The sequence below is a fragment of the Stenotrophomonas sp. P5_A8 genome (genome assembly GCF_056400545.1).
Genome location: NZ_JBFULB010000295.1, coordinates 1 through 4,763 on the forward strand (window position 1 = coordinate 1; position 4,763 = coordinate 4,763).

Consider the following 4,763-nt stretch of genomic DNA (forward strand, 5'->3'; position numbering starts at 1 on the left):
ACGAAGCTCAGCGTGGGAATGAGCTGCGGGGTGCCGTGACTGCAGCGTGCGACCGCGCGCTGCAGCTCGCGGCGTGGGTTGTAGCCGCTGGTTGGACTGGGCAGGCTGTCGGCGAAGCCCTGCACCCACGGCCAGCGTGGTCCATGAATCCGGGTCAGTGCATCCGAAACCGCGTTGCGGATGACCACTTCACCGATGTGCAGCGGAATCAGGAAAGCGGCGGAGATGTGGGCATTCCACACGTACAGTTCAAGCGGGGTACTGCGGACATCGAGGCTGGCTACGGCGTTCTCGTACGTCCCCATCCGGTCGGCTGACAGCGCCCGCTTCACGGCATCCTCGATCTGCATGGTCACGGCATCCCTGGTCCCTGCTGACGATCGAGGCTACGAGTGTGGCCAGATGCCGGGCATCGGGAATCCGGCCGTCGTGTGGTTGTTCTGACTACCGTTTTTCATCATTCGATTGCCGCGTTCAATTGACGCATCGCAAACAACGCGCCCCGTCCCGTTTTGCGTCAACAAAGGTTGACGTGGYCGTGCCGGCCCCGTAATTTTCTGCCTACGCGCCACCGGGACTCGCGGATGGGAATCCCATCTCCCCCCGGGGACAAGAGGTAAGCAAAGGGTCCCGAAAGGGGCCCTTTGTCTTTTCCACCTCGGGCGCTGCACCACGGCGCCTGCCCCCGGTTCCCGGCACGTTCCGGGCCGGCCCGTTACCATGTCCGACATCTTCCACGTGGCATGGCTATGGACAAGGTATTCATCGAAGGGCTCGAGATCGATGCCCTGATCGGCATCTACGACTGGGAACGGCGGATCCGCCAGACCCTGCGTTTCGACCTGGAAATGGGCTTCGACAACCGCCGCCCGGCTGCCAGCGACGACATCGCCGATACGCTCAACTACAAGGCGGTGAGCAAGCGGATCGACCAGTTCGTGCGCGAGTCCGACTTCGGCCTGGTCGAAACACTGGCCGAGCGCATCGCCGAGATCGTGCTGCGTGAATTCAATGTGCAATGGCTGCGCCTGAAACTGAGCAAGCCCGGTGCGGTGCGCGGCGCGCGCGCGGTCGGGGTGATCATCGAGCGCAGCGCGCAGGATCTGGCAACCCCCTGATAACCCGGAACGGAGATCGATACACGATGTTGGATGCGGTAGTGGCAACCCGGTGGCTGGACAGTGTGCAGCAGACCCTGGAACCCTGGCCTTGGGCCTACACCCTGCTGGTGCTGGCCGTGTTGGCGCTGGCGGCCTGGCTGGCCAACTTCGTCACCAAGAAGGTGCTGTTGCGCGGCCTGCGCAAGCTGGTGAACCGTTTGCCCGGGCACAACCCCGGCAACGAAGGGGGCAACAACCTGCGGGTGATCTCGCGGTTGTCCAACGTGGTGCCGAGCATGGTGATCGCCGCCGGCATCCGCATCGTGCCGGACCTGCCGGTGGAGCTGGTCGACTTCGTCATCGGCGCCTGCCGGGCGTGGGCGGTGCTGACGGTGGCGCTGGCGGTGTCGCATGCGCTGGATGCGGCCAATGACCTGTACGAGCGCCGCCCGGACGCGCGCAACAAGCCGATCAAGGGATACCTGCAGGTCGTAAAGATCGTGGTGTTCGTGATTGCCGGCCTGTCGATCGTGGCCACCCTGCTGGGGGTCAAGCTTGGTCCGCTGGTCACCGGCCTCGGCGCGGCCACCGCGGTCCTGATGCTGATCTTCCAGGACACCATCCTGTCGCTGGTGGCCAGCGTGCAGATCAGTGGCGATGGCCGGGTGCGGCTGGGCGACTGGATCGAGATGCCCAGCCAGAACGCCGATGGCGATGTCATCGATATCGCCCTGCACACCATCACGGTGCAGAACTTCGACAAGACCATCACCACCATCCCGACCAAGAAGCTGGTGACCGAGTCGTTCAAGAACTGGCGCGGCATGCAGGAAGCGGGCGGGCGCCGGATCAAGCGCGCGCTGTACCTGGACCAGCACAGCGTCGGCTTCGTCGATGCGCCGATGCTGGTGCAGCTGGAGCAGTTCGCGGTGCTGGGCGATTACCTGCGCGACAAACAGGCCGAGCTGCAGCAGTGGAACGCCGGGCTGCAGGCCAAGGGCGTGGCGGCGGTGAACGCGCGCCGGGTCACCAACCTGGGCACGTTCCGCGCGTATGTGGAGCGCTACCTGYAGCAGCATCCGGGCATCCATACGGACATGACGCTGTTGGTACGGCAGTTGCAGCCCACGACCCAGGGCCTGCCGCTGGAGATCTACTGCTTCACCCGCACCACCGCCTGGGGCGAGTACGAGGGCATCCAGTCCGATGTGTTCGACCACCTGCTGGCGACCTTGCCGGCCTTTGGCCTGCGGGTGTTCCAGGAATCCAGCGATGCGATGTTAATGGCCGGGCAGCAGCGTCTGGCCTCGCCGGAGTAAGCTCCTGAGCCCCCGTTGCCGTGCTCGCGGCAACGGGGTTCTTCCCAGGGGGAAGAAAAATGAACGCCAAAATCATTCACAACGGGTCCGGGAACGCTAGAATCCCGGCCTTGTAAACGTTTTCATAAGGACAGCCGGTGGCCGCCGATCGTATCGAAACCCTCATTGCCAAGATGACCGTCGAAGAAAAAGTCGGCCAGCTGGGTGTGTTCGCCGACATGGTCCGGCCGTTCGCCCCGGACGTGAATCCGGAAGCCAACGTGCTCAACGCCGACCAGGTGCTGCAGCAGGTGCGCGAGGGCAAGGTGGGGTCGCTGTTCAACGGCGTCGGCGTGGAAGCCGGCCGGCGCATCCAGCAGGTCGCGCTGGAAGAAAGCCGCCTGGGCATCCCGGTGATCCTGGCCGCCGATGTCATCCACGGCATGCGCACCGTGTTCCCGATCCCGCTGGGCGAAGCGGCCAGCTTCGAGCCGGACCTGGCCGAGCGCACCGCCCGCGCCACCGCGGTGGAAGCCACCGCTGCCGGCCTGCACTGGACCTACGCGCCGGCGGTGGACATCGCCCGTGACCAGCGCTGGGGCCGCGGTGCCGAGGGCGCCGGTGAAGACGTGGTGCTGGGCTGTGCGTTCGCCGCCGCCCGTGTGCGTGGCTTCCAGGGCCCGGACCTGCGTGCCGCCGATGCGCTGCTGGCCACGCCGAAGCATTTCGCCGCCTATGGCGCGGTGATGGCCGGCATGGAATACAACATGGTCGACATTTCGCCGCAGACCCTGCGCGATGTGCACCTGCCGCCGTTCCAGGCCGCCTTCGAGGCGGGCGCGCTGACGGTGATGTCCTCCTTCAACGACATCAACGGCGTGCCGGCCAGTGCCAATGCCGAACTGCTCACCGACATCCTGCGCGGGGAATGGAAGTTCCCGGGCGTGGTGATCTCCGATTACACCGCCGACATGGAGCTGGTCGCGCACGGCTATGCCGCCGATGACCGCGATGCCACCGCCAAGGCCTTCACCGCCGGCCTGGACCTGAGCATGCAGAGCGGCTTCTATGCCGAGCACCTGCCGGGCCTGATCGAAAGCGGCGAGGTGCCGATGGCCACGCTGGACGAATCGGTGCGCCGCATCCTGCGCCTGAAGGATGCCATCGGCTTGTTCGACGACCCCTACCGGTCGCTGGACCTGGACCGTGAAGCGTCCACCGCGCATATCGCCGCGCACGATGAACTCTCGCGCGATGCCGCGCGCCGTTCCATCGTGCTGCTCAAGAACACCGACGCGGTGCTGCCGCTGAAGAAGACCGGGCAGAAGATCGCGCTGATCGGCCCGTTCGTGCAGGACCGCGACAACATCGAAGGCTGCTGGACCCTGTTCGGCGACAAGTCGCGCTACGTCAGCCTGGAAACCGGCGTGCGTGAGGCGATCGGCGATGCGTCGCTGCTGGAAATCGTGCCCGGCTGCGACCTGGAAGTGGCCGTGCAGGACGGCATCGAGCAGGCCGTGGCGGCTGCACTGCGCGCCGATGTGGTGGTGCTGGCGCTGGGCGAACCGCAGCGCTACAGCGGTGAAGCGCAGTCGCGCGTGGAAATCACGCTGCCGGCCGCGCAGCAGGCGCTGGCCGAAGCGGTGGCGATGACCGGCAAGCCGCTGGTGGTGCTGCTGCGCAATGGTCGCGCGCTGGCACTGCAGGGCGCGGTGCGCAATGCGCACGCCGTGGCGATCACCTGGTACCTGGGCACCCAGACCGGGCATGCGGTGGCCGATGTGCTGTTCGGCGACTACAACCCGTCCGGTCGCCTGCCGGTGAGCTTCCCGCAGGTGTCCGGCCAGCAGCCGTTCTTCTACAACCATCCGCGCACCGGTCGCCCGGAACTGCCGACCATGTCCGAGTTCAAGGCGCGCTGGCGCGAGATCCCCAACGAGGCGCTGTACCCGTTCGGCCATGGCCTGGGTTACACCACCTTCGGCTACGGCGTGCCGCAGCTGAGCAGCGACACGCTGGGCTGGGACGACACCCTGACCATCACCACCACGCTGACCAACACCGGTGCGGTGGCCGGCGAAGAAGTGGTGCAGCTGTATATCCACGACCGCGTGGCCAKCCGCGTGCGGCCGGTGCGTGAGCTGAAGGATTTCCGCAAGGTAGCGTTGCAGCCCGGCCAGAGCACCGAGGTGCAGTTCACGCTGGATCGCCACGCGCTGGGCTTCACCGGTCGCGATGGCGTGTTCCGTGCCGAACCGGGCCAGTTCGAGTTGTGGGTGTGCGCCTCCTCGGTCAGCGGTGAGCCGGTGATCTTCGAGCTGCTGGCCGGCTGAGACGGCGGGGCGGCCACGCCGCCCCGTAGAGC

Annotated in this window: 3 protein-coding genes and 1 pseudogene; 3 read left to right on the plus strand and 1 reads right to left on the minus strand. The window is 66.2% G+C overall.

The window, feature by feature from the left end; all coding sequences use genetic code 11:
- A pseudogene (locus tag AC1DQP_RS16605) lies at positions 1 to 350 on the minus strand (hypothetical protein); the annotation flags it as partial.
- A gap of 399 nt (positions 351 to 749) precedes the next feature.
- Between AC1DQP_RS16605 and folB the strand changes: the two are divergent.
- The 3 genes from folB to AC1DQP_RS16620 all read left to right on the plus strand — a co-directional run bounded on the left by folB (position 750) and on the right by AC1DQP_RS16620 (position 4,731).
- Positions 750 to 1,118 carry a dihydroneopterin aldolase gene (folB, locus tag AC1DQP_RS16610; RefSeq protein ID WP_457318046.1) on the plus strand — a complete coding sequence of 123 codons (369 nt, stop codon included), beginning with the start codon at positions 750 to 752 and terminating at the stop codon, positions 1,116 to 1,118.
- Positions 1,119 to 1,144: 26 nt separating this feature from the next.
- A complete protein-coding gene (locus AC1DQP_RS16615; protein WP_478052034.1) occupies positions 1,145 to 2,419 on the plus strand; it encodes a mechanosensitive ion channel family protein in 1,275 nt (424 codons plus the stop codon).
- Positions 2,420 to 2,556: 137 nt separating this feature from the next.
- Positions 2,557 to 4,731 (plus strand): glycoside hydrolase family 3 N-terminal domain-containing protein, encoded by a 2,175-nt coding sequence (locus AC1DQP_RS16620; protein ID WP_478052035.1) that lies wholly within the window; start codon positions 2,557 to 2,559, stop codon positions 4,729 to 4,731.
- Positions 4,732 to 4,763: the final 32 nt, after the last annotated feature.